This is a genomic window from Ornithinimicrobium carbonis (assembly GCF_977012275.1).
Genome location: NZ_OZ348993.1, coordinates 2,734,563 through 2,757,164 on the forward strand (window position 1 = coordinate 2,734,563; position 22,602 = coordinate 2,757,164).

The following is a 22,602-nucleotide window of genomic DNA, read 5'->3' on the forward strand; positions in this document are numbered from 1 at the left end:
CGGTCCATGGCGGTTGCGCACCGTGAGCGCTCAGGGCGTCACAGGTTCTCGGCGACCGACCGCAGGTACTGCGCCAGCGCCCGGGGCGCGGAGCGCGGGGCGGCCTGCTCGACCACGGCGTTGTAGTTGGTGTTGGTGTTCACGTCGTAGGTCAGGATGCGGCCGTCGACGGACTCGATGAACTCGATGCCGCAGACCTCGATGCCGTTGGTGCGGGCGAAGTCCAGGTACTTCTCGATGATCGGGTGGTCGAAACCCTCGCGCAGGGAGAAGAGCTGCTGCCCGATCTCCGGCGCCAGCGTCGCGCCGGGCGGCATGATCGGCTGCCCGGTCGCCGGGTCGACCGCGCAGGCGTCGGCGGGGCACAGCTGGAAGCCGCCGCGGGCGGTGTCGGCCTCGATGGCGTAGATGAACTCCCCGCCGACGATCTCGACGCGGGTGATGCTCGGACGGGCGGGCACCACATACTCCTGGATCAGGGTAATGCCGTCCTGCGGCTCCTCGAACTCCTCCGAGTCCACGTAGTCCGCCAGCTCGGCGTGGCGCTCGAACTTGCGCACCCCGAGCCCCTTGCCACCCTGGTTGTGCTTGGTGACGAAGGGCGCGGGCACCGCCGCGGCCGCCTGGATCACGTGGTGCCGGCCCACGGCGGCCACGGTGCGGGGGGTCTCGATGCCGGCGGCCCGCAGCCGGGCGAGCTGGTCGACCTTGCTCATCTCCAGCTCCAGCACCTGCCGGCCGTTGACGGTGCGGCGCCCGTGGGACTCCAGCCAGGACAGCACCGTGCGGGTGTAGTCCTTGGACAGGTGGTGCTCGCGGGTGTGCGCCGAGGCGCTGATCCGCGACCAGAAGACACCCTCGGGCGGGGTGGAGTCCAGGTCCAGGACCCCGTCGGTGAGGAGCCACTCCTGGACGTGGACGCCCTCGGCGGCGAACGCCTCGGCGAAGGGCGGGAACCACTCGGGGTTCTCGTGCAGGGCGAAGATCGTGGGGGTCGTCATGGTCCAGCTCAACTTTCAGAGGTTGCCGTTGCCCAGGCCCCTGCGCCGGACCACAGTCAGGATGCGGTTGAAGAGGTGTCGTGCCGTCCTTCAGGCGGGGCCGGAGGAAGAACTCGTGGTGCAGTCGTTCGCCGGCGAGTAACTGAACCGGCCCGTACCGCCTGCGAGGGCGCGACTCACGTTGCGGTCACTTCGTGCAGTCGTCCGGTGGCGACGTCGAAGACGAAGCCGCGAACCGACTCCTTGTGGGGGATGAAGGGGTTGTTGCGGACCCTCGCCAGTGACTGGCGGACATCCTCCTCCACGTCTGGGAAGGCCTCGGCCGCCCACGGCGGGCGCAGGCCGGTCTCGGCACGGATGGACTCCTTGAACTCGTCGTCGGTGAAGGTGAGCATCCCGCAGTCGGTGTGGTGGATGAGGATGACCTCGGTCGTTCCCAGAAGTCGTTGGCTGATGGCCAGGGAGCGGATCTCGTCCTCGGTGACGACGCCGCCGGCGTTGCGGATGACGTGTGCTTCGCCTTCGGCCAGCCCCAAGGCGCGGTACACGTCCAGACGCGCGTCCATGCAGGCGAGGACGGCCACGTGCTTGGAGGGCGGCAGCGGAAGCGGACCGTCGAAGTGGGACGCGTAGGCCTCGTTGTTGGCGAGCAGGGTGTCGGTGACGGTCATCGCTTTCTCCTGGAGTGTGGTCCTGGCTGGGCGTCGAAGACTCATGCGCGAGCGGGCAGGGAGCCTGGCTCACCCGCGAACACTACAACATCTTCGTCTCATCATAAGTGTCAATTATGTCGGGTGGCACCCGTCCACAGCTGCGTCCGACGACGGTCTGAGCACCCAGCCCATGGATGGGTCACTCGACGTGGCCCCACATGGCGGCAACGGTCGATGGCGTCGGCGGCAGTTGCTGCTGTCCAGGGGGCGCCGGGGATCGGTTGATGCCACTGTGCACCTCGATGCGAGATGGGCGCATGCCCGCGAGTTCCACATGGCCAAGGTGCCGCCGGCTTGTGTCTGCCGATTGTGTCCTGTCCTCTGACGGGACCGCGCGTGATGGTGGGCGTCAGGGCCGAGTTTGTGTGGGTGGCCTCGCCTGCGAAAGGGTGGCCCTCTTCGTCTCGTCCTGGGTTACAGCCGCCTTCGTGGGGTTTCTCGGCGCGTGGGCCGGGGGTCGTGGATGGGGGTGGCGACGCCGCTGATCAGGGCGGCCTGATCCAGCAGCTCGACCTGGATGCGGCTGGGACGCCCCATTTCGACTCCCTGGGTGATGACCAGCCCTTGGCCGGGGGCGACGCGGTCGTGGGCGCGCAGGTAGCCGGCGAAGGCGGCGGCGGCCGAACCGGTCGCGGGGTCCTCGACGACTCCGCCCCAGGGGAAGGGGTCTCTGGCTTGCCAGGTGTCGGGGCCTGTCGGGGTCACCAGGTGCACCGTCACCCAGTCGTGGGCGCGGCAGAGGCGTTGCAGGGCGTCGAAGTCGTAGGACAACGTGGCCAGCCGTTGCAGGCTCGGCGTGACGAGGACGGGGTGGTGGTTCCCGCCGTAGCCGATGGCCGGTGGAAGGTTCTGGTCGAGGTCGTCCGTGGACCATCCCAGTGCCCTGAGCAGCTGGGTGAGCAGTTCCTCGGGCAGGGGGTAGCAGCCGAGGTCCGGGCTGCGAAAGGTCCCGATCACCCGGTCTTCTTCGAGCCATGCGCTGATGGCGACGGGGCCGGCCTTGGTCGCGAGTGTGTAGGTACCGGGACGGACCCGCCGGCCGATGGCGACCGCGGTGGCGATCGTCGCGTGGCCGCAGAAGTCGACCTCGCGTTCGGGGGCGAAGTAGCGGATGGGGATCTGGCCACCCGGCCCGGCTTCGAGCGGGCCGGTGACGAACGCGGTCTCGCTGTACCCGACCTCGGCGGCGACGTGTTGCATCTGCTCGGCGGTCAGGTGCGAGGCCTCCAGAACCACACCGGCGGGGTTGCCCCCGCGGGGACGGTCGCTGAACGCTGCGTACCGGTGCACGTCGACGGGGATCGTCATGCGGTTCCTCCTGGCCTCGTATCCCCGTGACGGGGACCCTGGTCCAGTGCCTCGTGCGGGGCTCTCGGGGTCGCGGGAGCATGCTCGAGCAGGCTGTCGACGAACTGGGGCGCCTGCACGGTCTGCACCGCCAGTGTGGTCTCGACCCGTTGGATTCCTGGGATGGGCCAGATGTGCTCGACCAGCAGCTGGCGCAGCTCGGTCAGGTCAGCCACGCGGGCGCGCACCAGCAGGTCGGTCGATCCGGTGACGATCGAGATCTCCTCCACCCGCTCGACGGTGCGAAGCGTCGCGACGATCTGCTCGATGTGGCTGCTCTTGTCGGTCAGCAGCGAGATGTGGGCCAGGGTAGGCATGCCCAGCCGGGCCCAGTCGATGTCCACCGTGAACGCCCGGATGACCCCTCGAGACCTCAGCCGCGCGATCCGTTCGGCCACCGAAGGCCCGGAGAGACCGACGGCGCTCCCCAAGCTCCTCAGGGAGGCCCGGGCATCCGCGGCGAGCAACGAGAGCAACCGGGTGTCCACCGCGTCCAACGACCAGGAGGAGTCGAGATCGGCACCAGTCATGACGGAGATCTTACAACCGATGGCTGCACGCCATACCCACGCCCGATCTGCGAAGTACGATGGGCGAATGGCCAACGTTATGATGGCGTGGGCTAGGCTGGGGGGATGACTCGAGACGCCGTCCACGCAACGTCCGCGCCGGCTGCTGTCGGCCCTTACTCGCACGCCGTCCGAGAGGGGGACATGATCTTTCTCTCTGGCCAGGCGCCGCTGGACCCGGGCACCGGGGCCGTGGTCGAAGGGGGCGTCGAGGCGCAGACCCGGCAGGTGCTCGCCAACCTGGAGGCCGTCCTCTCAGCAGCCGGCGCGAGCTTCGAGGACGTCGTCAAGGCCAACATCTACCTCACCGATCTCGGCGACTTCGCCACCGTCAACGCCCTCTACGCCGAATGCTTCACCGAGCCCTATCCCGCCCGGACCACCATCGGGGTCGCCGGACTACCGCTGGGTATCGCCGTGGAGATCGAGCTGGTCGCCCGCGTGCCCCGCTGAACCCCGCACCACCACAGCCTCGACCGCACCAACGCGGGCACCGGCACAGGTCCTGTCCGCCGGTTTCCCACGACCACCTGACGAAGGAGAAGCCATGGCCTCACAGCCCGCTGCCGCCCAGGACCTACGGACACGGCTGCAAGCAGCCTCCGCTGGGACAGGCGAAGGCCTGCGACGAGGACTGTGGCTCAGCTTCCTCGATCCGTACGGGCTGGAGGTCGCCACCGGTTGCGGCCCGGACTGGGTCGGGGTCGACCTGCAGCACGGCAACATCGAGACGCACCACCTGCCCGGCCTGCTGCGTGTCGCCGAAGCGGCCGGGCTGCCCCTGCTGGCCCGGACGGCCAGCCACGACCCCGCCGCTCTCGGCCGGGTCCTGGACACAGGCGTCAGCGGCGTCATCATCCCCATGGTCGAGTCGGCCGCCCAGGCCCAAGACCTTGTCTCGGCGTGCCGCACCCCGCCGGTCGGGAACCGCAGCACCGGGGGGTGCCGAGCCACGCTCGGCGTCACCCAGCAGCCCGAGCCGCAGCTCGTGCTGCCCATGGTGGAGACGGTCGCGGGCCTGCACAACGCCGCAGACATCCTCGCCGTCCCCGGGATCGACGGAGTCTTCTTCGGACCCTATGACCTGTCCATCTCCGCCGGTCACTCCGGACCGGACTCCACCCAGACCATCCAGGCCCTGCGGCACACCATCAGCCTGGCCCGGACCGCCGGCAAGGTCGTCGGCTTTATGGCTGGAGGTCCCGAACTCATCCAGGTGGCCCCCGAAGCAGACCTCATCGCCGTAGATACCGACACATCAGCACTGCGCCACGGACTCGCACAACTCTTCACCTAGAGCCAGCCCCCAGTGCCAGACCCAGAACACTTCGGCCGCATCATCGCTCCCTGATAAGACCCGGGAGACGCTTCGACACAAACACTGGCAGACCGACCCCCAGCGGGTACGTCATCTGAGGCACGATCAAAGGCCCAGGGGTAGTGCTGTGGACGGTCAGGCGAGCATGGGCGGAACCAGCGCTCCTGGCGGCAAGAGCGGACGGCGCGAGGCTGGCCGCTCGGAGTGGTTCAGGGAAACGTTGCGGTTGGCCTCAGGTTGTGTTCGGCGGCCGGAGGGAGGGGCCGCCGGGTGCTTCCCACGAGCCGTCCGTTGGGATGACGCGCCTGCGCTCGAACCCGCGATACCACGTGCCCTGATGGGTAAGTTGCCCCTGATCCCCCTCCGTGAACTGGCCGTACTCGCGTGGTGGGATCTTGACCTCGATGCGTTCACCACTCCCAACCTCGAACGTGGCGAAGTAAGCGGTCTGCACCGCGCTGTCGCCCGCTCCGCCTTCGGTGTGGGTCCGCTTTCCGACCACCCGTGCGGCGACGGTCTGCTCGGGCAACGCGGAATTGTCGGCGAAGGTCTGCCCGGCTTGGACCAGCTTCACGACGACCACGGTCACGAAGATGATGAAGAAGATGCCCATGAGCACCGGCATCGTGGAGAACAACCCCTCGCCCGGTCCAGCAATAGGGTCGAGAGACACCCCCGGATCGAACTGCACGTCAGGATCCATGGCCGGGCCCGATCCGTTGGCGCCTGCCCACAGCGGCCGCCACATGGTCGTATGCATCAGGCCCACCTCCTCGATGAGTGCCAAGGTTCAACTTGGCCCAGGTCGGACGCTACCGTCCGGCGACGGGTTCCCGCGGCCAGCACCCCCCGATCGGGTCAAGAACCTTTCTTGGGTCCCCGGCAAGCGCTGTCCGTGCCGGGCCAAGCATGTGTTCGGCCAGGCGGACGCCCCGAAGACCTAACGCCCTCCGAGCGGCAATGTCGGACGCGCCGAAGGCTAGCGTCCTCCTGGCGGCAAATCCGGATGCCGGCTCTCGAGTTGGCCGGGCTTAGGTCTCAGAGCGGCTTGACCATGAAGAGGCAGGGATTCGCTTCACCCCACAGGTCGGTCTCCTCAAGCGGGAGAAACCCGGCCTGCTCGTAGAAGTGACGGGTGCGCGCGTACCCGGGGTCCGGATGTGAGCCGCCCAACGTCTTCACCTCGAGCAGCTGAACACCGCGTTCCCGCGCGTCCTGTTCGACGGCCTGGACCATGGCGGTTCCGACACCCTGACCGTGATGGTCGCGGTCGACAACCATGAGGTGGAGCTCAGCCACGTGCGGGAAGTGACGATCGACCAAAGTGAGCCCGATGACGTTCCCGCCGTCATCGCGGACCGTCCACGTCTCCTTGGTACGAGCCGCTTCGATGTAGTCAGCGTTCGCCTCCGGGAGACCGAACCACTCAGCCTCGATCCACCGATGGGCAGGTGGATGGGCCGCTGTAGGACGGGGTCAGGTCTTTGACGGGGCGAGGGTCGTGAGGGCGCGCGTGAACTGCCGGTCTGCCCGGCTTTTCCACTGGGTTCCTGCTGGTAGGGACGGGGGCTGGGGTCAGGCGGGTGCTGCGGCCCGGCCGGGGCGGAGCGCGTCGTAGAGGACGGTCCAGGCGTGCTCCCAGGGCCAGTCTCGGGGTAGGTGCAGGTGGAGGCGGCGGGCGGAGGAGGCGACCCGGGCTGGCAGGTTGACCAGCTTGCGGCGGATCGTGGGCGTCGTCGCCCGCGCCAGGCGGGTGCTGCCGGTCAGGGTGGCCGCGGCGCGGGTGAGGTTGAACGCCATGACCGCGGCGATGAGCCAGGCGGCGTTGGCAGCGAACTTGCCCGAGGGCAGGTGCGCCAGGGCCGAGGCTTTCAGGTCGGCGTGGACGTTCTCGATGACCGCGTGGCCCCGGTGGACCTGGTCGGCGGCCACGGTGTCCCGCTCGGTGGCGGGCGTGGTGGTGAAGAACGCGTGGAAGCGCCAGGTGTCGAACATCGACTCCTGCCCGTCCTTGGCCCTGGGGTTCAGGTCCGGGACGCGGCGCACCACCAGCCGGCCAGTGACCTGCTCGGACTTCTTGGCCGAGGTGAACGCGGTGTAGTCGATCTCGGCGACCTCGGCCCGCGAGACCCACCTGCCGGTGGCCTGGTCGTAGATCGCGTCGGTGTACCTGATCGTGGTCCACGCGTCCTCGGCGATCGCGGCGATGGCGCGCTTGACCGCCGGGTCCAGCCGCACGGTGATCGAGACCTGTGCACCGGCCCTGTCGGCGGCGCCCACCAGGGCGGCGGAGTAGAACGCGGAATCGGCGCGCAGGAGCACCGGTCGCCCGGCCAGGTGGCTGCGCCGGACCAGCGCCAGGGCATCGGTGGCCAACCGGGCCGCGCCACGGGAGGAACCCACGGAACCCTTGCGCAGGCGTTGGGCGGCGATGACCGGGGCGGTCTGCTCGGTGGACACGGTCGCCAGCAGCGCGTTCAACCCTCGGACCCCGCTGTAGCCGAACCCGGCGCCCTGCTTGGCGTAGCCGTGGACCTCCACGATGGTGTCGTCCAGGTCGAGCAGCACCGTCCCGGTGTCGCCGGCCCGGCCCAGCAGCCCGGTGCGCCCGGCCAGGGCGAGGGTGAAGCGGGAGGCGACCGCGTCGCCCTGGCGGACGTGGCCGAAGGTGAACGTGCGCAGGAACGAACCGAGCGTGGAGGGGGCATAGGGCCGTTCGAACAGCTTGCCCATCGCGCCGTGGCGCAAGAGCCCCATATCCTCGATGCTGTCCGCGCCGGCGGCCATACCCGCCACCAGGGCGGCCAGCTTGGCGCCGGCGTTGGCGCCCTTGTCGGTCGGCAGGCTCAGGTGCTCATCGCCCAGGGCGTGCAGGCCGGCTTCTTCGGCCAGCGTCATCAGCGGGACAAGCCCGGCGGCAGACACGAGGTTGGGGTCATCGAACGTCGCGGAGACCACGGGGAGGGTGTGAGAGAGTTGCATCTACGAGATGCCCTTCCGGTTTGGGTGATACGTGCTCTAGACAAGTCGTATCTTCCCAGGTCAGAAGGGCATTTCTCGCTTTCCCACGCCGCTTCACCGGCTCACCCGATCGGTGGATCCAGGCTCAGGCACCCTCGCCAGAAGTCGCTCCGCCGCTTCCGGCACATGCGAGTCCGGACTGCCAGAGCGCATCTGCGACGACACACGATTAACGGCTTGCGGGGAACACCTCCGGTCAGTCGGGAGCGACCGACCGGCGGCATGACCGGATGCCTGGAAACGCAGTCGAGCTTGCGCTCATGTGTGCGGGGGCGTGCTGCGCTGGTCGCGCAGGAAATGCCCCGGCGTCATCCCGGTGACCGCGCGGAAGTCGTGGGTGAAGTGGGCCTGGTCGCTGTAGCCGAGCTCGGCCGCCACGTCGGCCAGAGTGGTGTTCCCGGACTTGAGCGCCTGTACCGCGTCGTGCAGGCGCCGGCGCTTGACCAGCCACTTGGGGGTCAGCCCCACCCGCTGCTCCACCAGACGCTGGAGGCTGCGCTCGGTGAGGCCGAACTCGCGGGCCACGTGCTCGACCCGAGTCACGTCGGGGTTGTGACGGAGCCAGGTGACGATCTGGTTGATCAGTAGTCCCTGCTCGTCCACCGGTAGGTAGGCCGTGAGCCACCGCTCCACCACTGCGATCGCCGCTGCGTGGGCGGCCGGATCGCGCGGGGAGGCCGCCATCGCGGCCCGCACGTCGGGCACCAGACTGCTGGGAACGCCGTCGACCCCGGTCAGGTCGACCCACCTGTCGGTGAGCTCGGCGACGGACCGCCCGAGCAACAGACGTCCGGCGGCCGGTTCAAGCATGGTGCCGACGGCCCAGCCCTCACCATCGAGCGTCACGCTGGAACTGCCCCGCGCCACGCCGTACAGCCTGGCGTAGCTGTCGCTGACGACGACAAGGCAGACGGGGTGCTGCAGGGTGCTCTGCGTGGAGGGCTCAGCTAGGTTCCGCCACACCGGGATCCAGTAACGAGCGACCAGGTCGGCGAGATGCTCGCTCGGGGCGTAGCGGTGTATGGGTGGTGAGGGCCGGCTGACTCCCGTCAGGTGTGCCCGATCGACCGGGTCGACCGGTCGCGGGATCTCGGGCGCAGGCATGTGTCGGATTATCACAAGCGGCGGAGACGTCTGTCCTGTCACGGTTGTCCTATGACCCAGACGACATCGGCCACCACGCCGGATCAGCACGCCCTGACTTTCGTTGACCGGGCCGCCCGGTTCACCAGGATTCTCGCCGCCGCAGGCGAGGCCTGGGACGCCCTGACACCGTGCGCGGGGTGGAGCGTCCGAGACGTCGTCGCTCACGTGATCGACACGCAGCGCGACTTCCTGACCGGTCAGGGCCTGGACGCCGGACCGGTAACTGACCTCGCCGACCCCGCCGCCGCGTGGAACGCCCACCTCGACCACGTGGTGGCCGTGCTGGGAAAGGACCGTGTCGCGGAGAGGGAGTACGACGGCTACTTCGGCCGCACCACCATCGGCGCCACGATGGCGGACTTCTACGGCTGGGACCTGGTCGTGCACGGTTCTGACGTGGCTCGAGCCACTGGGCAGCAATGGTCGATCAGCGATGACGAGGCACAGGCACTACACACCACGGCCGACGGCTGGGGCGAAGCCCTGTACTCCGAGGGCATCTGCGCCGCACCTGTCGAGGTCGCCCGAGATGCCTCTGCAACCGACCGACTCCTCGCTCGGCTTGGCCGCGACCCGCACTGGCAACCCGCCTGAGCAGATGCATCGCCACGGCCTGCCCAGTGCCCGGCAATCGGTGCCGGCAATCGCTCGAGCCGGTCTCACTGATTGTGCTAACAAGCGCTCCGGCCTACGAAACGGCACGTGGCAAATCCGGATGCCGGCTCTCGAGTTGGCCGGGCTTAGGTCTCAGAGCGGCTTGACCATGAAGAGGCAGGGATTCGCTTCACCCCACAGGTCGGTCTCCTCAAGCGGGAGAAACCCGGCCTGCTCGTAGAAGTGACGGGTGCGCGCGTACCCGGGGTCCGGATGTGAGCCGCCCAACGTCTTCACCTCGAGCAGCTGAACACCGCGTTCCCGCGCGTCCTGTTCGACGGCCTGGACCATGGCGGTTCCGACACCCTGACCGTGATGGTCGCGGTCGACAACCATGAGGTGGAGCTCAGCCACGTGCGGGAAGTGACGATCGACCAAAGTGAGCCCGATGACGTTCCCGCCGTCATCGCGGACCGTCCACGTCTCCTTGGTACGAGCCGCTTCGATGTAGTCAGCGTTCGCCTCCGGGAGACCGAACCACTCAGGCACCCTCGCCAGAAGTCGCTCCGCCGCTTCCGGCACCTGCGAGTCCGGACGACAGATCCATCCCATGGCCTAAGCCTGCCAGAGCGCATCTGCGACGACACACGATTAACGGCTCGCGCACGAGTGTTCCGGGGAACACCTCCGGTCAGTCGGGAGCGACCGACCGGCGGCATTTTCGGACGTCCAGCCTCAGCGGCCGCTATGGTCCGGGGCATGAACGTCACAGGGATCGAAGCGTTCCTTCTTCTCGTGTGGATCGTCCCGGTCGTCATCCTCTACTTCGTCGTGCGGCTGGCGGTTCGGCACGGAATCAAAGACGCGCGGCGCGATCACGCCTGACCTCAACGGCAGTTCGCTCATTCGCGCGCCTGGCGGCGGTTGAGGTCGTCCTCAGGTCGCCGGAACCCAGATGCCCACCTCGCGTCCAAGCCCATGCCACAAGGTCTGGAGGCCGCGCATGCGACGACGCTCAGCATTGGCAGGCTCAGCCCTGGCGGTTGTTGCCCTGAGCGGATGCGCCCTGGAACGGCCGAACACGAACGCCGGCTCGATGGCGTCGGAAGGCTCGCCTGCCGTCTCTCGTCTCGAACCTCTCGCCGGTGACGTTGCCACCTGGTCGCTGGCGCCCGACGAGCTCGTGGACCCGAAGACGACGTCTCTCGTCGTCGAGGTGACCCGGCTGGGATGCGCAAGCGGGATCACCGGCACCGTTCTCGACCCGCAGATCCACTACGACGAGACGCAGGTCCTTCTCCGCACCGACGTCGAGAAGATCGGGCCCGGCGCACACGACTGTCAAGGCAACGACGCAGTCCCCGTGGAGATCCACCTGGATCAGCCCCTGGGCGTCCGGGAATTGGTCGACGCCGCCTGCCTGCAAGGAGAGGCCGTGGGCACGGCCGCGTGCACCGAAGCGGTGCGCTGGGCGCCGCCTGCGGGTCTGACTCGCCACGACGGAGTGCCGGACTGGCAGCCACCGCCTGACTACTCCTACGTCGTGCAGAGCTCCTGCGGCGAGCAAGCCTTCATCGGGGAGTACGCAGTCAGCGTCGAGCAGGGCGCCGTCACTGGCGTCGATCCGCTGAGACGGGGCTTCGACGGGATCGGTGTCGACTCCGTGCCCAGCTTGGCCGCCATGCTCGACCTTGCCCGGCAGGCCGAGCGCGAGGGCGAAGCCCAGGTCTGGGTCGACCAAGACGGCGTGCCTCGATGGTTCGACCTGGACCTGCGGCTCGACAGCATCGATGACGAGAACTGCTTCCTCATCACGCACTACGAGGAGCATTGACACCGACAACGAGTCGGGCTGCGGCAGGCACGGACGGCAGATCCGTGCGTTTCTAGAGAGGCTTGATGGTCACGGCTCGGTAGGTGAGGCCGTCCTGGTCTGCAGGCTCGAACTCGAGCGCGACGGTCTGTCCGGGGACGAGTTCTCGGTACCCGGTCGCGTGGATGTGGCTGCAGTGGACCCAGCATCCACCCGGGGTCTGCTGGGAGTCCACGACGCCCCATCCTTCCTCCGGGTGCCACTCGAGCACGACTGCCTCGATCGCGTAGTTCTCTGCACTCGGCTCGGCGGGCTCTCTGGAGGACACCACCTTCTGTGCCGGTTCGAGATCGACCAGGTAACAGCTGCTGGGGTTGCGGTCAGCCGTGATGTCGAGTTGCGCCATTGGGCGCACGTGAAAGACGGGCTGGCGGTCGATCAGCATTACATCCGTGAGTCGCCAGTCACGGCGCACGTCGAGCTGGTGGAATGCTTCCCACTCATAGTCGGGCACGACTTCAAGCCGACCGACCGCTTCACCCATCGCCCCGAGGGACGGGGTCTTGAAGTCGGCGGAGTACCGCTCCAGCGCTTCGTGACCATCCGCGGTCTGTACCGAGCGGACGGCGGCCGGCTCGAGCAGGACCAGACACTCGCCGATGTCGATCACAGCCGCCTGCCGCCAGGCGGCGACCACGACGCCTCGCAGTCGGTGGGTGATGTCACCCTCCGTTGCCGCCCCTGCGGTCCACGCGCCTGTGGTCGTCTCTGCGCTAGGTCCGAACGTGTCGCAGCTCAGTCGCAGCCCCTTGTGAGGCAACACCTCGCCGATGCACAGCTCAGGTACCTCGCCGTCGCCGAGGAGCCAGGTCTCCAGGGTCGCCCACATCCCACAAACCGTAGCGCCCACAGGGCGATACCCGCCCTCGTCCGAGGCAGCGACCTGCGGCAGATTCGGACGAGCGTGGCCGTCCTCAGGGCTCAGGGAACCGAGTCAGGTCAAAGTTGCAGGGCCCAATATCCTGCGCGTCACAGACTTCGACTCGAGCCCACGAGCATATCCGAGTTGTCGCAGAAGGATTCGAGCAGCATCTTACCCGCCAGAGCACCCCGTAGGCTGGCCCATCGTCCAGGACCGCAACCACCCGGCGGGTCAGGCCGCTATCCCACCGCAACTGGGCAGACCGGACAATCGGGCTGAAGTAGAGGCGTTGAACCCCGTTCATCCATGCTGAGGGGTCATATTCCTGGCGGAAACAGTTACCTCGGGCCCCCTCGAACAGAGCCTCGTTTCGCAAGTTCGTCGAACACTCCCCGTCCTTCACGCGCAGTGAACATTACGCGAGCCGGGAATCGCCGTCTATCATATGGAGTATTATGACCTCTGCTTTGCAGATTCTCGGCCCGAAGAGTCCATGGATCATTGGGATCTATCAGGCAAAACGTTGCAGGTTTTCCCGGACCGCCTGGATTGCGGCGATCGTCATCCAACTTGCCAAGCCTCGCAGGTGTGCGACACATCCTATCGGCAAGTTGACTCCACGAAAGAGTGCCGGCAGCCACGAACTCACTCATGATCGGAAGAGCGGTTTCCAGGCCCAGCATCCCCATGGGTGCTGCGGACCAACACCTCCCTTTTTCCGAGTCCGGATGAGGTGCGTGATCGGTCGCGACCACGTCAATCACGCCGTCCATAAGCCCCTTCGTGACGGCTGCAACATCTCGGGCACTGCGTAAGGGGGGATTCACCTTGAACGCTGGATCCTCCCCTGCGCTTTCGTCCGTCAGTGTCAAATGATGAGGCGCAACTTCGGCAGTAATTGGAAAGCCTTGCTCCTTAGCCCATCGCACGACTTCCATCGACCCCTCAGTAGACACATGACAGACGTGAACACGACTGCCGAGATGGTGTGCCATAATGGCATCGCGGGCAATAATCACCTCTTCTGCCATGGGTGGCCATCCTGGTAGGTCCAACTTCTTCGCCATGGCAGCGCCATCGTTGATCTGGGCGCCACGGGTGAGATTCGGATCCTGGGCATGCTGTGCGAGCGTCCCGTCCACGTCTCGAACCATTATCAGGGCCTCTCTCATCAGTGCGCTGTCTGAAAGACAGTGCCCGTCATCCGAGAACCACGTGACCTGAGCCCGAGACGAGGCCATGCCCCTGATGTCTGCAAGTTCTCGCCCCTCAAGCCCTTTCGTGAGCGCCCCAACGGGCCGAACTTCACAGTTTGTCGATGCAGCCGAACCGACCACGCGCTCAACTACTTCGACGGAGTCGGCCACGGGAGTAGTGTTTGCCATCGCAAATACTGTGGTATATCCGCCTGCTGCTGCAGCGCGGGTGCCACTCTCCATGGTCTCTGCCCTCCCGTCGCCCGGGTCACGGAGGTGAGTGTGCAGATCGACCAGGCCCGGAAGAAGAATCAATCCTTTGCAGTCAATCTGGTCAGCGTCGTGGCCGAGTGCGTCCAACCGCACATACGCGCCCTCTGCCACGGCGACGTCGCGAGGATTGGCGCCCTCGATGCTAACGTTGCGCAATACGTAGGGTCGATGCTTCATTTGATACCACCGGATATGTTCTCTCGTGTGTTGAGCAGGAATGTCGGCCCGTCACAGCAGACTAGGGGCGTTTCAGACGACGCCGTGCGGTCTCCTCGAGAGCAGCCATGACAGTAGCCCAATCCACATGCCATATGAGCTTCAATCGACACTTCCACCCGAGAACCCCACCGCGCTCCTAACCTCCGAGCGAGCTCCGCGAGCCGAGTTGACCCACACACAGCAATCTGCTCGGGGCCCGTGTCATTGAATGTCCGGATGAGTCGCTTCTCCAGAATGATGGCATCCGACGAGCCATCAGCGTCGGTCACCGCCCACCGAGTCGCGCCGATCTCATCGTAGGCGCCCCCCACAACGAGAGCTTCCTCGCTCCTTGCACTGTCGACCGCTGTAACGGAGACGCCACGCCGAACCGCGAGTCCAGCCGCAGGGACAAGGGAGCAAGTTCCGATACCCCGGCCGAGAAGGAGGAGATGTCGTGTACCGTCCTGAAGGGTAAACCCTTGGCCCAAGGGCCCCACGAGGACCACGGGTTCTCGTGATGAGGGAGTCCAACGCGACATGCGCCTTGTTCCATTGCCCAATGTTCCGTAAACTAGGACGATTTCTCCAGCGTCGGGGTCCGCTGAATAGATTGCCATTGGCCGGGGTAGCGTTGGCGCCACATCCATCGATTCGGGAAGGGTCACCATCACAAACTGTCCTGGTGCAGCCACAGCAGCGATCTGCGGAGCAGACAAAACTAACTTCCAGTACCTGTCACCTAGATGTTCCTGGAGAACAATCTGCGATCGGGCCAACGTTGGTAGGGGGCGATCTGGCTCTCCAATGGTCGAAAGGCCGGGTATGAGTCCGGACGGAAGTTCAGACACTGCAATCACCGCTTTCTCCTAGCTTGTCTAGGGCCATGATGCTATCTAGCAGCACTTCTACTCCTCGCGCGATCTCGTTAGCGCTCGTCCACTCCTCGGGGACATGGCTCAATCCACCTCTACTAGGCACAAATATCATGGCTGCCGGCGCGACAGCAGCCACCATCTGACTGTCGTGGCTCGCACCGCTGTACATCACACGGTAGGACCTGCCGCGCTGGTCAGCTGCCGTCGTTGTGACATCGCGCAGCCAGGCGGGTAGAACCACTGGGGATGCGTCGCTGAGGAGCCTAGGTGTCAGAGCTACCCTGCGAGCGTCACACACGGCTCGAGCCTGTCGCACGATCTCGTCAGCGATCAACCGTTGCCGTCCGCTGTCAATGTCTCGGACGTCGACCCATAGAGAGACTCGTCCGGGAATGGTAGTAATGCTGCCCGGATGCACATCCACCTTGCCAACGGTCACGCGTGTCCCGCGGTGACGCCCGTCATTGGCGATTCCTTCGGCCAGCAGGATCACTTGTGCTGCTGCCGTAAGGGCATCGGCGCGCAAGTGCATGGGAGTGCTACCCGTATGTGACGCTACGCCCTCCAGGACAAGCTCGAATCGTGTGCTCCCTGAAATCAGGTCCACGAGGCCAATGTCTACGCCGGACTCTTCCAGCTGCCCGCCCTGTTCGACATGGAGTTCCAGAAAGGCCGCCCAGTCGCTCTTCTGCCAAATGGCACGCACTACATCGCTTGGACACCCCCCAGAACGCTGGATTGCATCCGCGATACTGATCCCATTCGAATCTCGAATTCCTTGCAGGGCCTCATAGCTCCAATGACCACCAGCGGCTTTGCTTCCAACACAGGCTTGTCCGAAACGAGCACCTTCTTCACAGACGAACGCGACGAACCGCAGCGGGTGCCTATGCGGTATCTCGTGCCTGACGAGAAGCTCAGCCACATGGACCGCCGCGACAACCCCCGCAATCCCGTCGAAACGGCCACCTCCAGGCACACTATCAAGATGCGAGCCGGTGCCGATTGCGGGAAGCGACTGTAGGCCGACTTTTTCAGCGATGGTATTACCAACTTCGTCGCTTCGCACCGTCAACCCTATATCGCATAGCCAGTCACTGAACTGTTTGTGCGCCCTTTTTTCGCTCGGCGTGAAGCCGATACGAGTGATGCCTTGATCCGCGGGTGTGTCGTTGATCGCTGCGATACTTGCGATAAGTTCAGTGATCCGTGCCGGGTCGGCCACTGGCTTCTCTGTGGCACCTCGCCTGCGCTCATTCATGGTATTCCCATACTAGGGACATGACCGGGATATCGCCCGTCTCGGGAAGTGCAGAGCCTCCAATTAGCGTCGCGATGCCTATGGATTGCGCCCCATGATTCCTGATCAGCGCCTGCATCTGCTGGAGTTCCGGGCCGCTACTGAAGTAGTCACCCACTATCAGAACCCGATCGGTCGCCCTCAACGAACCTTCAACCCCGAGCACGCCAGATGCTTCGTAAGCCTGAATCACGCGCGCCGACAATTCCCGCGCGACGATGTGTCCCAGAACGGACTGCTCATGGTCGTACCAGACCATGACAGCGGTTGGGCGAGTCCCCTGTGCCGCTTTCGCCAGGCTGGAACCGAGCAACTCGGCACCCGACGGGTCCAGGTGGGCTTCGAAGTGACGGGACGGCCGCTCCCATAGCTTGGGCATGCTTATGCCACCGTTCTCAAGCGCGGTCTCTAGATCCATGCCCGCTCTGTTCATTTCAGCCATTCCACTGCTCCTCATCAATGCCGAGATCCTGCAGTCGATACAAGGAACGGTACTGCAATCCAGCGGACCTGAGCCGGCGGGGGGCACCCGCATCACGATCGATCACAGATATAACCACAACTACCTCCGCACCTGCGGCGCTCACCCTCGTCGCGGCTGCGGTGGCGTGCTCTCCAGAGTCGACGACGTCCGTAAGGACAGCTACTCGCTCTCCTTTGTACAGCTCCCCCCTTACCTGGAACTCCTTGGTCGGCCGTATGATCACGAAAGGGAGCCCGGTAGCTAAGGACACAGCCGTCGCCAAAGCGACCCCTCCACCGTCTGTGCCAGCGACACGGTCAACCCGGGATGGAAGTTCCATGGCGATCCTGTCCGCAATCCGCCGAAGGATTGTTGGCTTTGTTTCGAACAGGTACGTGTCGAAGTAGAACTTGCTGTGCTCACCCGACGGCAGAACAAAATCGCCTCTGCGGTACGAGGCCGCAACTATGTCCCGCCCAACTTCGCTGCAAAGGCCACCCATCGGTAATCCGTCCCTCTTTGGAAATTCTATCAGTTCGTGCCTCATCAGCTGACCTCACCAGCAGCCGTAGGAGTATCGACATTCATAGGAAGATGACCAAGTTCTCTACAGATTGCGCCTGTATGTCTCATGAGGGCGTCAATTGTATCCGTGCGTCGCTCACCATGGCATCGCGTCTTGGGCGCAGCCACCGTCACGCTAGCGATCACCTCGTTGTGCGCATCGAAGACCGGCGCACTAATCGCCACCACGGCAGGGTCCAACTCCTCGTCGCAGAGATCATATCCCATCCTTCGTACCATCGACAGATCCTCCGCGACCTCCTCGACCGTAACAGGTGTTTTAGGAGTGAACATCGTCATGGGCGAAGCCGACAGCAGCGCCTGCACCTCTTCGTCCGGACGGAACGCCAGTATGGCGCGTGCCGAGGCAGCCGCGTGGAGTGGCATAGCTTCACCAACACGAACGAACAGTCGTAGTGACCCCGGGCCATCCGAGATCGCCACGCAGACGGCCCGTTCTCCGAGAAACTCCGTTAGGAAGGTTGTCTCGCCGGTTTCCGATGTCAGCGCATGCAAGTGCCTCTTTGCCACTTGGGCTGTATACCGAATGCCGCGAGACAGTCCTATAGCGTCCGGCCCGAGGACGTAAACCTTCCCCACGCGTGTCACGAAATGCTCATCCTCCAAGGATGCCAATAATCGGTGAAGCGTCGACATGGGAAGCCCCAATTCGACCGTGATCTGCAGAAGGGTTGCCCCGTCTGGGCGACTCGCAAGGTACTTCAGGATGCTCGCAATGCGGGTAATCAATTGCATTTCTTACCTTCCCTGTGCGGTTACGATTCGCTCGGTATAGGCTGAGCCTCCACCCAGCCCGGCGCCCTCCCTGCCCTGCGGTTGTTCCCTTCCCCCGGTGAAGCAGGCCGTCCGGGCTCGGTTATAGGGAGATCCAGCTCGGGATCTTTCGTCTCGCCGAGATCGACAGCGGCCGGAGTATCCATTGCCCCCTTCAGATCCGAGATGTGAAGGACATCGAGTTCCGAAAGGAGTTTCGGAAGCTCGTCCAGGATACGATTCATTGTGTCTGGGCGTGTGAAGTTGGCGGTTCCGACTTGCACCGCAGATGCGCCCGCGAGGTAGAACTCGAGGACGTCGGACGCGGTGGCGATTCCACCGCATCCGATGACGGGGATCTCGACCGCGCGAGAGGCCTGGTGCACGGCACGGAGGGCGAGGGGTTTCATCGCTGGACCGCTCACGCCTCCGGTGACATTTCCGAGGACCGGTCGTCGCCTATGTACATCGATCACGAGCCCCACAAACGTGTTTGCTACGGTGAGGCCGTGCGCCCCTGCGGCTTCCGCGGCCCGTGCCAAGGCAGCGATATCCGTTACGTTGGGCGTCAACTTGGCGAATACGGGCAGATCCGTCTGTTCACCAACGCGGTTCACGACTTCTGCGACTCGTTCCGGGACTGAGCCCATCTCGAGCCCCCCATGCTCGAGGTTGGGGCATGAGAGATTGACCTCCACAGCTGCGACTGCCGCGAAACGGTACTCACTTGCGACAAGTTCGGCCAGCCCGGCGGCCATCCGCACGTACTCCTCGACCGTCAGGCCCCCGATGCTTACTATGACGGGGGGGCCTAAAGCGCAGTAGTCGGGAAGCACTGTCGTGCGGAGCCCGGGCAACCCCGGGCTCGGGATCCCGACTGCATTAATCATGCCTCCAGGAGTCTCTCCCAATCGATGGGCAGGGTTGCCGGAGCGAACATCGGGGAACACCGTCTTCGTCACCACCGCACCGAGACCGCTGGTATCAACCACGCTCGCCATCTGAGGGCCAAAGCAACCGGAGGCAGGCATGATGGGGTTCGACAACTGCAGCCCTCCTAAGTCGACCCCGAGTGACTGGAAAGTGCTTGTGTCCTGGACCGTCATTGCATGACCTACTCTCTTCGACTGCGCGGACACTATTTTCTAGGGTGAGATCGCCGATCACATGTTGGCCATTTCTGGACTGCAGACCGTGCCCGAAATGGACGCATCCTCGACGAACTCGTTCGTGAACAGATTCTCAACAGAGATGTCCTCACCCGTGAGGCCCTGGAACTCCTTCACAGCTTCATAGGTCGTGTCCCACGCCTCCGAATTCTGCGCGCCGATAACCTCCTCCGACTCGACCATGTCCACGGTGCAGAAGACCTTGACAGACACGTCCAGCCACTGCTTGGCGGTCAAGTCCCGGTCTGCAGACGGGTTATGCTCCAAGTAGGCCTCCAACGCTGCATCTGGCTCTTCTAAGGCAGCGCTGATGCTCTTGTATGTGGCGCGCAAAAACCTCTCAATGAGATCCTTGTCCGACTCAAAGAAGTCGTTGTTGACAATAAAGGGGAAGCCAGCAAGATTGAAACCGGCCTCCTGCCAGGTGAAGGCGTCGCTCGGGCGGATTTCTTGGAACGTCGGGGCATCCCCAAGGGTGGTAGCGATGCAATCCGCTCTCCCGCTGGCATAGATGGATAGCGATGTCTTAGCCTCAACCGCCACGGGCTCCACCGAGTCAGGCTCAACACTAGCTGCCCGAAGCGCTCCTTCGTACAGTGATGCCTGGACCGTCCCTGGAGGCAGGATTATAGAATGACCTGACAGATCCTCGATGCTTTCGAGCCCCAACTCTTCGTCGCAGAAGAAGGCGAAGCCGGCGTCGGCCCGATACATTCCCACAGCGACGAGGGGGGCTCCCGAATCCACCGCCTGAATAAACGTGGCGCTGAAAGCGTCTCCCATATGCACCTGCCCGGCCGCTACCTGCTGCGACGTCGTAGCTGATCCCGTACCGTAGACAATGTCCAGATTGATGCCTTCATCCTCGTAAAACCCTTCGTCGACGCCATACCAAAGAGGTGCGTGAACACCGTTGGCCACGAAGTCTGTCAACATCGTCAGATCCTGGGCGACCGCTGGCGGACCAGTTGAGTCGTCATCCAGTGGAGCGCCCTGCTCGGCCCCTGGAGTGCAACCTGCAACGAACGCCACCGTTGCCACCAACGGCGCAACGACCACGGCAAGAGCCCGGCCCCTGGACCAGTCTGTCTGTGTCATGATTCTTCTCTCTCTAGGATGTGGAACTGCAACTCCATGGATTACTTCCGGATCATCATTTTTTCAACAAACTCAACCAAATAGAAGAGGGCTATACCCATGACAGAAAGAAGTACGATGGATGCGAAGGCTACGTCGAGCTGCAGGTTCCCCTGCGCATTGGTGATCACGTAGCCCAGTCCACCGTTCCCGCCCAAGAACTGACCCACTACCGCTCCAGTCAATGATAGGGTAATGCCCAATTTCATCCCGCTCATGATGTTCGGCAAAGCAGCAGGAAACCGGACTCGCCAAAACGTTCTTCGTTGCCCTGCCCTCGTGGATCGTGCAAGAAGAATGAGTCCGGGCTCAATCTCCACGAGGCCCACGACCGTGTTGATTACCACTGGGAAGATTGCCAACAGGGCAGCGATCAATACTCGCGGCGTGCTGTCCAAACCGAACCATGCCAGGAACAAGGGTGCAAGGGCGATCTTGGGCACGGCGTTACTTAGGACGAGGAGCGGATTCACCACCCGCTCGATCAAGGGTGACATGGCGATTCCAGCAGCTAACGGCACCCCCACCAAGACTGCAATGACGAATCCGTATATCGTCTCTTGCAACGTTATATAGGCATGTGGTAAAAGCAGGCCCCAAGAGTCGATCAGTGAGCGTCCCACGGCTAAAGGCGACGGCAGAACAAATTCTCTCACATCCAAGAGCAACACACCAAGGTGCCAGACGACTATCACTGCTGCGAGAGTCCCGAGAACAAGGCCTATTTGGACGGTTCTGGAGTCACCGAGACGCTCCGTCAGGCTCTGCTCGGGCATCTCAGCTCGTTGAATTTCTGCTGCACTCTCAAGACTGCTCATTACCGCTCCCCAATTGCGAGTTGTGGTGGTCTTCCTGCCGCCTGCCGTTGCGGTCCGGCGACCACGCGGCTGTCGGCGTAGGCGTACTCCCCTCAAGCATGGCTCGCACGTCGGCCGAAACGTTTAGAAACTCTGGCGTCACTCGGAACTCCGATGTCCGAGGTGTGAAGGTCGGCACATCAACGATTCCCGCGACTCTCCCAGGTCGTGGTGCCAGAACCATCACTCGATTTCCCATAAAAACTGCCTCATTGATGTCGTGAGTCACCAAGAGTGTGGTTACGCCCGCAGACGCGCAGATCGTCGCAACGTCGACGTTAAGTTGCTCCCGAGTCAATGCATCGACCGCGCCGAAGGGTTCATCTAGTAGGAGCATTTGCGGCTCATGCAGGAGAGCCCTACAGAGCGCGACCCGCTGCCTCATGCCCCCTGACAATTGGCTTGGGTAGGAGTTTTCGAAGCCTTCCAAGCCCACCATATGTATCAGGTTTCGCGCTCGGTCTTCCCACTTGGATCTCTTCCATCCCCTCAGGTCGATTTGTGCCATGACATTTCCCAGGACAGTCCTCCAGTGAAATAGATTGTCCCGCTGAAAAGCCACCCCGAGAACCTCGCTAGGGCCCTTTACCGAGTTACCATCGATCGCAAGGTGCCCCGTCGTCAGTGACTCCAAACCGGCGATCATCATAAGAAGTGTGCTCTTGCCGCAACCGCTCGGACCCACAATCGACAGAAATTCTCCCCCGTTTACTCGGAACGAGACATCGCGAAGCGCTTGGACGGGTTGGCCGCCCTTAGTACGAAACGTCTTGCAGACGCTTTCGGCAACTACTTCTGCACCGGCGAGATTATGCATTTTTTTGCCTCACTCCTCGTTCTCCAGATTGAACTGCATTGACTTTGCCTCTCGCACGAAGCGGGCGACTGACGTGTTGTCGGGGAGAATGCCTTGGTGGACGTGATTGCCAGATCGAATCCCGGGGAAGGCTGTTAAGACCGCGCTGGGGACCGTGGGTAGCAAGAACTACGCGCGGCAGATGAGGGTCGGGACAACGGTGGCCAGGCATGATGAGGTTCGGCAGGTGCGCCCCGAGGTGCGACTGAAGGATGCTGGTGTGCTGCACTAGCACGGTTCGCTCACTTCCATGTGGCGGAAACGACTTCTGTGTCGTGAATGTCAGTCAAACTACTGGTGACTTGACGCGATGTCAAGGCTTCGGCCGTAGGGAGGACCTGGCGTGGACCTCGTCACCGAACTGAACCGTGGAGGTGGTCACGTACTTCATCCGAAGGAAGGGGTGGGCGGCGCAGTTAGATCTACAGGCTCTGGGAATTCGTGATTTTCTGTGATATCGAACCGAGCCGAGGCACCGTCATTTGCCCCCGCA

Annotated in this window: 25 protein-coding genes; 5 read left to right on the forward strand and 20 right to left on the reverse strand. The window is 64.0% G+C overall.

Features of this window, described 5'->3' with window-relative positions:
- Positions 1 to 38: 38 nt before the first annotated feature.
- The 4 genes from ACWHYA_RS12545 to ACWHYA_RS12560 all read right to left on the reverse strand — a co-directional run bounded on the left by ACWHYA_RS12545 (position 39) and on the right by ACWHYA_RS12560 (position 3,591).
- Positions 39 to 1,001, reverse strand: a complete 963-nt coding sequence (locus ACWHYA_RS12545; protein ID WP_425943792.1) for an ATP-grasp domain-containing protein — start codon at positions 999 to 1,001, stop codon at positions 39 to 41.
- A 176-nt stretch (positions 1,002 to 1,177) separates the two neighbouring features.
- A complete protein-coding gene (locus tag ACWHYA_RS12550) occupies positions 1,178 to 1,672 on the reverse strand; it encodes a beta-class carbonic anhydrase (RefSeq protein WP_425943794.1) in 495 nt (164 codons plus the stop codon).
- A 456-nt stretch (positions 1,673 to 2,128) separates the two neighbouring features.
- Positions 2,129 to 3,022: a PhzF family phenazine biosynthesis protein gene (locus ACWHYA_RS12555; protein ID WP_425943796.1), complete on the reverse strand. Its 894-nt coding sequence runs from the start codon at positions 3,020 to 3,022 to the stop codon at positions 2,129 to 2,131.
- Positions 3,019 to 3,591 carry an Lrp/AsnC family transcriptional regulator gene (locus ACWHYA_RS12560; protein WP_425943798.1) on the reverse strand — a complete coding sequence of 191 codons (573 nt, stop codon included), beginning with the start codon at positions 3,589 to 3,591 and terminating at the stop codon, positions 3,019 to 3,021. The genes ACWHYA_RS12555 and ACWHYA_RS12560 overlap by 4 nt, the downstream gene beginning before the upstream one ends.
- Positions 3,592 to 3,696: 105 nt before the next feature.
- Between ACWHYA_RS12560 and ACWHYA_RS12565 the strand changes: the two genes are divergently transcribed.
- Complete coding sequence (locus tag ACWHYA_RS12565; protein WP_425943800.1) at positions 3,697 to 4,083, forward strand: RidA family protein; 387 nt, start codon at positions 3,697 to 3,699, stop codon at positions 4,081 to 4,083.
- 94 nt (positions 4,084 to 4,177) lie between these two features.
- Positions 4,178 to 4,927 carry an HpcH/HpaI aldolase family protein gene (locus ACWHYA_RS12570; protein WP_425943802.1) on the forward strand — a complete coding sequence of 250 codons (750 nt, stop codon included), beginning with the start codon at positions 4,178 to 4,180 and terminating at the stop codon, positions 4,925 to 4,927.
- A gap of 253 nt (positions 4,928 to 5,180) precedes the next feature.
- On the opposite strand, the gene ACWHYA_RS12575 is transcribed toward ACWHYA_RS12570, so the two are convergent.
- The 4 genes from ACWHYA_RS12575 to ACWHYA_RS12590 form a co-directional block, all read right to left on the reverse strand.
- Positions 5,181 to 5,735 (reverse strand): DUF2500 domain-containing protein, encoded by a 555-nt coding sequence (locus ACWHYA_RS12575; protein WP_425943804.1) that lies wholly within the window; start codon positions 5,733 to 5,735, stop codon positions 5,181 to 5,183.
- 251 nt (positions 5,736 to 5,986) lie between these two features.
- Positions 5,987 to 6,385 carry a GNAT family N-acetyltransferase gene (locus ACWHYA_RS12580; protein WP_448095645.1) on the reverse strand — a complete coding sequence of 133 codons (399 nt, stop codon included), beginning with the start codon at positions 6,383 to 6,385 and terminating at the stop codon, positions 5,987 to 5,989.
- 138 nt (positions 6,386 to 6,523) lie between these two features.
- Positions 6,524 to 7,930, reverse strand: coding sequence for an IS1380 family transposase (locus ACWHYA_RS12585; RefSeq protein WP_425943745.1), 1,407 nt, complete (start codon positions 7,928 to 7,930; stop codon positions 6,524 to 6,526).
- A 297-nt stretch (positions 7,931 to 8,227) separates the two neighbouring features.
- Positions 8,228 to 9,073 (reverse strand): helix-turn-helix domain-containing protein, encoded by an 846-nt coding sequence (locus ACWHYA_RS12590; protein WP_425943806.1) that lies wholly within the window; start codon positions 9,071 to 9,073, stop codon positions 8,228 to 8,230.
- A 51-nt stretch (positions 9,074 to 9,124) separates the two neighbouring features.
- On the opposite strand from ACWHYA_RS12590, the gene ACWHYA_RS12595 reads away from it, so the two are divergent.
- Entirely contained in the window at positions 9,125 to 9,709 is a 585-nt protein-coding gene (locus tag ACWHYA_RS12595) for a TIGR03086 family metal-binding protein (RefSeq protein ID WP_425943808.1), read from the forward strand.
- Positions 9,710 to 9,862: 153 nt separating this feature from the next.
- On the opposite strand, the gene ACWHYA_RS12600 is transcribed toward ACWHYA_RS12595, so the two are convergent.
- Positions 9,863 to 10,321 (reverse strand): GNAT family N-acetyltransferase, encoded by a 459-nt coding sequence (locus ACWHYA_RS12600; protein WP_075958511.1) that lies wholly within the window; start codon positions 10,319 to 10,321, stop codon positions 9,863 to 9,865.
- A 147-nt stretch (positions 10,322 to 10,468) separates the two neighbouring features.
- Here ACWHYA_RS12600 and ACWHYA_RS12605 point away from each other — a divergent pair, with 147 nt between their 5' ends.
- Positions 10,469 to 10,594, forward strand: coding sequence for a hypothetical protein (locus ACWHYA_RS12605; protein ID WP_425943810.1), 126 nt, complete (start codon positions 10,469 to 10,471; stop codon positions 10,592 to 10,594).
- Between the two features lie 118 nt (positions 10,595 to 10,712).
- Positions 10,713 to 11,543, forward strand: a complete 831-nt coding sequence (locus ACWHYA_RS12610; protein ID WP_425943812.1) for a hypothetical protein — start codon at positions 10,713 to 10,715, stop codon at positions 11,541 to 11,543.
- Positions 11,544 to 11,595: 52 nt separating this feature from the next.
- Here ACWHYA_RS12610 and ACWHYA_RS12615 read toward each other — a convergent pair whose 3' ends face one another.
- From ACWHYA_RS12615 to ACWHYA_RS12665, 11 genes are all read right to left on the reverse strand, one after another.
- Positions 11,596 to 12,411, reverse strand: coding sequence for a hypothetical protein (locus ACWHYA_RS12615; protein WP_425943814.1), 816 nt, complete (start codon positions 12,409 to 12,411; stop codon positions 11,596 to 11,598).
- A gap of 371 nt (positions 12,412 to 12,782) precedes the next feature.
- A complete protein-coding gene (locus tag ACWHYA_RS12620) occupies positions 12,783 to 14,090 on the reverse strand; it encodes a dihydroorotase (protein ID WP_425943816.1) in 1,308 nt (435 codons plus the stop codon).
- Positions 14,087 to 14,782: an iron-sulfur cluster-binding protein gene (locus tag ACWHYA_RS12625; protein WP_425943818.1), complete on the reverse strand. Its 696-nt coding sequence runs from the start codon at positions 14,780 to 14,782 to the stop codon at positions 14,087 to 14,089. Before ACWHYA_RS12625 ends, ACWHYA_RS12620 begins: the two co-directional genes overlap by 4 nt.
- Positions 14,783 to 14,954: 172 nt before the next feature.
- Positions 14,955 to 16,250 (reverse strand): Zn-dependent hydrolase, encoded by a 1,296-nt coding sequence (locus tag ACWHYA_RS12630; RefSeq protein WP_425943820.1) that lies wholly within the window; start codon positions 16,248 to 16,250, stop codon positions 14,955 to 14,957.
- Positions 16,243 to 16,731, reverse strand: coding sequence for a hypothetical protein (locus ACWHYA_RS12635; RefSeq protein ID WP_425943822.1), 489 nt, complete (start codon positions 16,729 to 16,731; stop codon positions 16,243 to 16,245). Before ACWHYA_RS12635 ends, ACWHYA_RS12630 begins: the two co-directional genes overlap by 8 nt.
- Entirely contained in the window at positions 16,724 to 17,299 is a 576-nt protein-coding gene (locus ACWHYA_RS12640; protein ID WP_425943824.1) for an orotate phosphoribosyltransferase, read from the reverse strand. The genes ACWHYA_RS12635 and ACWHYA_RS12640 overlap by 8 nt, the downstream gene beginning before the upstream one ends.
- Positions 17,299 to 18,072, reverse strand: a complete 774-nt coding sequence (locus ACWHYA_RS12645; protein ID WP_425943826.1) for an IclR family transcriptional regulator — start codon at positions 18,070 to 18,072, stop codon at positions 17,299 to 17,301. The genes ACWHYA_RS12640 and ACWHYA_RS12645 overlap by 1 nt, the downstream gene beginning before the upstream one ends.
- A 20-nt stretch (positions 18,073 to 18,092) precedes the next feature.
- A complete protein-coding gene (locus ACWHYA_RS12650; protein WP_425943828.1) occupies positions 18,093 to 19,196 on the reverse strand; it encodes a dihydroorotate dehydrogenase in 1,104 nt (367 codons plus the stop codon).
- A 57-nt stretch (positions 19,197 to 19,253) separates the two neighbouring features.
- Positions 19,254 to 20,195, reverse strand: a complete 942-nt coding sequence (locus ACWHYA_RS12655) for an ABC transporter substrate-binding protein (protein WP_425943830.1) — start codon at positions 20,193 to 20,195, stop codon at positions 19,254 to 19,256.
- Positions 20,196 to 20,398: 203 nt separating this feature from the next.
- Positions 20,399 to 21,214, reverse strand: a complete 816-nt coding sequence (locus tag ACWHYA_RS12660; protein WP_448095598.1) for an ABC transporter permease — start codon at positions 21,212 to 21,214, stop codon at positions 20,399 to 20,401.
- Positions 21,201 to 22,070, reverse strand: coding sequence for an ABC transporter ATP-binding protein (locus ACWHYA_RS12665; RefSeq protein WP_425943834.1), 870 nt, complete (start codon positions 22,068 to 22,070; stop codon positions 21,201 to 21,203). Before ACWHYA_RS12665 ends, ACWHYA_RS12660 begins: the two co-directional genes overlap by 14 nt.
- Between the last annotated feature and the right edge of the window lie 532 nt (positions 22,071 to 22,602).